Genomic DNA, 4,681 nt, shown 5'->3' with positions numbered 1-4,681 from the left:
TGTCCGGGATTACGAGACCCGACCCGATCATCATGAGGCGATGGTCCACGTCGCGATGATCGCCACGATGTCACGTCGGCTTGCCCGTTCTGCTTGACCCTCGACCCGGAGTTTTCAGATGCACTCTGACTGATGCTGGTCGGTTCAGAGGTTCCACAGGCGTAGGAACGCGGCCCGCAGGGTGGGGGAGATGATGCGGTGGTCGGTGCGCAGCCTGGGGTTGGGGTGTCCGAGGTCGGCGAGCATCGTGGCGGCGTCCGGCACCGGTAGTGGGTCGAGATCGACCCGGGCGCGTAGCTGGTAGGCGATCGCGTGGCGGGTGTGCGGGAGCCGGATGGGGTCCGAGTGTATGACTGCTGGTGGGTGGATCCAGGTGTTGTCGGCGGTGATCTGGATCAGGACATCCCCGCGGCGGAAGCGGTCGCGGTCGTCGGGGGTGTCGAGGCGAAGCCATTCGAGTGGATAGGCCGATACCGGCCCTGCGGTGGAGGACCCGGGGGTGGTGATGTCGGCCCACTGTTGTTGTTCGTCGGTGCTGGGGGTGTAGTTGGTGATGTGCCGCAGGAACATTCGTGTCACCGTGGTGGGCAGGAAGTCGGGTTGTGCGCGTCGTTGGGCGCCGATTCCCGGGAGGGGAATGCTCCGTCCGATCTGCCAGAGGGTGGTGGCGTTGTCGAGAAATGTCTGGTCGATGTCGGTGAGGTCGTCGAGATTGTCGATGAAGCGGCGGGCCGCGGCGATGGTGTCGGGGTCGTCGGTGATAAGGGCGGCTTCGTCCGCGAGGGTGGAGCTGCGTGAGGCACTGACAGGGCCGAGGATCGCCAGATCAGGGGTGACGAGGACGCCGGTGTGCAGGTTCGGTGTGGACAGCACCCGCACCCCGTTCTCGACGAACTGCGCGAGGGCGGTGGGGGAGGTGGCGTGGGCGCGGAGTGCGTTCCGGGCGGCGTTGACGATCAGTACGTCTCCGGCACGCAGGGGGAGCAGGTCGGGTGCGGTGTGGTCGAGGTGGGCGATCGCGACGTGTCGGGGTCCTGGGCCTCGGAGAGTGGTGGTGATGTGCGGCCAGGGGTGGGGTGCGTGGAAGCTGGTACCCATGGTGGGCACGGTAGCGCGTTGTGGTGCTGTTGCCTCGTAGCGATCGTGAACTCCGATGCCGAAGTGGATCGGATCGCTGTGCGAGGAGATCGACGTCGTGGCTCAACGCCCGTCTCGCTGACGGAGATGGCACAGACTTGTGTGAGGGCGTCAACCGCGGCGGCGAGGTCCACGCCAGGAAGATCGAGGGAGCTCGGGAGTGCATGCAGTGCGTCGTCCCACTCTTCGTCCCGATCGGTGATGGTGACGGCGGTGTCGTTGGCGAGGTGAGATCGAGGCAACGCAGGACATACGCGACGGCGTCGATGGCGTAGACAGGTGCTTCGGTCACCTCGGTCCACACCACGTCGATGGGACGCCCCGCCTGATGCACGACCCGCGCTCTGGCCCGGTTCGAGGTTCGCCCGCGATGGACTTCAACCCGGAACGACAACCCTCGAGACGTTCCGGACTGGTGTGCTGTGGCCTACTTGGTGGTCCCGAACCGTTGGTAGGCGGCTTGCCGGGTGGTGTCGAGTGCCAGGCCGATCGCCGCCCAGGAGTCGCCGTCTTCGCGGGCGGCGGCGACGGCGGCGCGGAGTTCGGATTCGGCGTCGGCGAGGTGCTTGCGGGCGGCGATGATACGCCGCAGGTTCTTCGCGTCTCGGGCTTCGGTGGTGTTCGGGTCCAGGTGGTCGAGGCCTGTGGGGTCTGCGTTGGTGCGTTTGATCGTCTGCATGTGTATCACCTGGAGGTAGTCGTAGAACTTCGCTCGAAGGCGGTCTGCGTGGATGATCCGGTTCGGCTCGCCGGCGGGCACGGCGACCAGTTCGAGAAGTCGCCCTGCAGTGTCGGTGCCGATGATGAGGAGCCTTTCCTCGCCGTCGTACTCGTATTCGACGTAGCGGATCGCGTTCTCGAACGCGTGGGTGATGTCGTCATCGCTGATCTTGTGTGTACGCGCTGAGTCGGTGATCCACACTTGTCAAGTTTACCTTTACACTCATGCTTGTCAAGACTACCTTTACAGGCGGTGCCCGGTCCTGGCCGCGGGTGTCACGGCGGGGGGAAGCGCATCATGTAGGGAGCGGAAGGCCATACTCTGTCTATGGACCATCGCAGTACCCGAGGACACGACCGCCGCCTCGATCCACATGCGCGTCAACGCGCTCCTGGCGCGACGCCGGCAGAGTGTTCGGCCACCGGATCTGACACGACCGAGACGATCCACCGAGCGTTGTTCTCGGATTACGAGTCGTCGGTGCATTCCTCCTCGTGACAGGGACCGCTGAACGTGTCGGAAGGGACGATCAGTGAACGTGCCTGCGCCGCGGCGATCAGCTCGCCAGGAGCCGCTCGACCGCGACTGCTGGTCGAGCAGCCCAACCTCCGAAGTGAGGGGAGAACAACGTCGTCGCCGGCGCCCTCGCGCTGGGGTGATGTCGTCGCAGGGTTGCGCACAGCACTGAGAGGCGCTTCCCCTCGGTGAAAAGTGAGTGCTGATCTCTGTCCGGCGGGAAGCGGCGGTCGATACGCCTTCGCGCGTGCCTGAGCGGGTGGAGTCGCTCAGCAGCGCAATCACGTCCAGTGGGCGTTCGGGTACGCGGTAAGACAGGTTGCCCGGTGGGTCAACGGGACTCTCGGGCAATATCGCTGGTGAGGGTGGAGCTCCGACGACCTGTAAGAACCCAAGCGCCGCAGTGGAATCGGTCACCCTCCGGGGTCGAGTGTGCCCGCCGGACGCGCTGCCTGTGTGGTCCGGCGGTTTTCGAGATGCGCTCGCTGGTCCACCTCTGGCGAAGAACGGACAGCAGGGCGCATCAGCGCATCGCCAGGGATCCGCAATTCGGCGGGCACGATCACCGTGCACGATGAACCCATATCGAAAAGTCCAGTTGGAGAGGATATTTGGATTCCGGTCGGCGTGCTGGCGAGGTGATGGTATGTGTCCCTAGGTGCATCGTCCGCCGGCACACTCACGTATTTCGCCCATGTTCCCTGCGTCCCCTGTAGTGTCGCGTCCAGCGGGCCGCGGCACGTGCATGCGTCCAGGTCCACCGTCTGATCGAACCGTACGTGGCCCGCCTCATCCCTGCAGCAGCTGTGATTGCTGTTGATCCTGACCGGGGTCGCGGACGGCGGCGAGAACAGTCACCGTCGCCTCACACGGGCATGCGCCCGTGCAGCTGACAGGTTCGCAGAATGGGTGCGATGGTGTCGATCGCGGGGCGAGGTCCCTTCGAAACTGGGGTGCAGTGCGGTACGCGCCGTGCTCGCGCTGCTGACGGCGATCCCGCGTCCTGCCGGTGAAGATCGTGCCGCACAGCGGAGTTCTGTGCTCCGTGAGCGCCTCCGTCGGCCTCACCCCGCGAACTCGAGTGCGCGGGCACCTGATCGAGGGTGCAGCGGTGAACTTATCGCGGCAGCATCCGCCGAGTCTTCCGCCGGAAAGACTGCAGGTCTCTTTTTCGACCACGGCCTGCCGGTGCGGGTGTGGTGATCGTGCCGCGTCGACCACGCCGCGGCACCGCGGCGCGTGCGGAGGTGTCTGTCTCGTCGGTCGGTATCCGGCGACCGGTGAGCACAGTCGCCAGATCGCGTATCCACGTCAAGGGTGTCTTCGAGGGTCCGCGCTGCGCGCAGCGCCGCACCAACCGGAAGGGTGGTCTACGAATAGCTCCGGCTGGACTTTGAGGAGAACTCTGTGATCGTTGAGGGGTGGGTGGACGATTACTGTTGGCGGTGAACAATATTCGACCTGGCACGCGCTCTTCCGCCGTCGCGTGGTCGCAGCTCGTGTCCGGGGACCGCACACCAGGGAGCGGCGCGCGCACCTCCGGCCTCTGCTCGACGTCGAGGGCTCCTCGTTCGGAGCCTGCGGTTCGGCGGCGGGGCCGTGGTGAGGTGGAGGCCCCGCCGCCGGGTGGGGACCGGGGGCGGCGGGGCCGGGTTCACCACGCGGGGGGTCGCGGTGAACCAGGGGTCGCCCGACAGGGTCTGTGGGGTTACTGCCGTGGACGATACTGCGCCCCTGGACCTGTCGGAGTGCCCGACCCGGCTGCGGTCCGCGCGTGTGCGGGGTGGTCGGTGGCTGGGGGTCTCGTGTGCACACGTCCGGTGGTCTGTCGGGGCTGCTCCGTGAATGCGAGTCTGGGGCACCGCCGGAAACTCGTGCGTCGACGCCGGTGCGGTCGTCGAGGTGTCGATGGAGCGGCGGGTGAGGAGGTGGTGTCGGTGATGTGGGCAGCGTCGGCGCGGGTGGAACTGGGGGAGGCTGCGAGCGGGGGTGTGTGTTTCTGACGGAAAGAGTGCCGGGTGCATGTGCACCGTTCTCGGAGGACACGAGGACGCTTGTCTGCGCTGGGATCTTTCCGCCGGAAAGATCCAGGCATCTTTCCGCCGGAAAGATCGGGGGCCGAGTCGAGGGGTTTCCGGCGGAGGCGGTGCCGCCCGCTGGTGGTCGGCAGACCCGACTCGTGAGGTTCCCCCCGAACGGTGGACAAGGGGGTTACATCCTTCAGGCGGCTTCCACCCGAAGTGAACGCTCGTAGCTGTCGGGACTGAGCATCCCGACCGCAGAGTTCCGTCGAACAGTGTTATAGAA

Annotated in this window: 2 protein-coding genes; both read right to left on the bottom strand. The window is 66.0% G+C overall.

Translation table 11 applies throughout. The annotated features are described in order from the left end of the window. Positions 1–144: 144 nt before the first annotated feature. Positions 145–1,098 carry a phosphatidylserine/phosphatidylglycerophosphate/cardiolipin synthase family protein gene (locus tag WAX14_RS05415; protein WP_422627065.1) on the bottom strand — a complete coding sequence of 318 codons (954 nt, stop codon included), beginning with the start codon at positions 1,096–1,098 and terminating at the stop codon, positions 145–147. A 466-nt stretch (positions 1,099–1,564) separates the two neighbouring features. Further along, positions 1,565–1,816, bottom strand: coding sequence for a hypothetical protein (locus tag WAX14_RS05410; protein ID WP_422627066.1), 252 nt, complete (start codon positions 1,814–1,816; stop codon positions 1,565–1,567). Positions 1,817–4,681 lie beyond the last annotated feature (2,865 nt).

It is taken from the genome of Rhodococcus sp. (in: high G+C Gram-positive bacteria) (assembly GCF_049299235.1).
GTDB lineage: Bacteria > Actinomycetota > Actinomycetes > Mycobacteriales > Mycobacteriaceae > Rhodococcus.
Note: the sequence above shows the minus strand (reverse complement) of the source record. Positions and strands in the feature narration are given on the sequence as shown.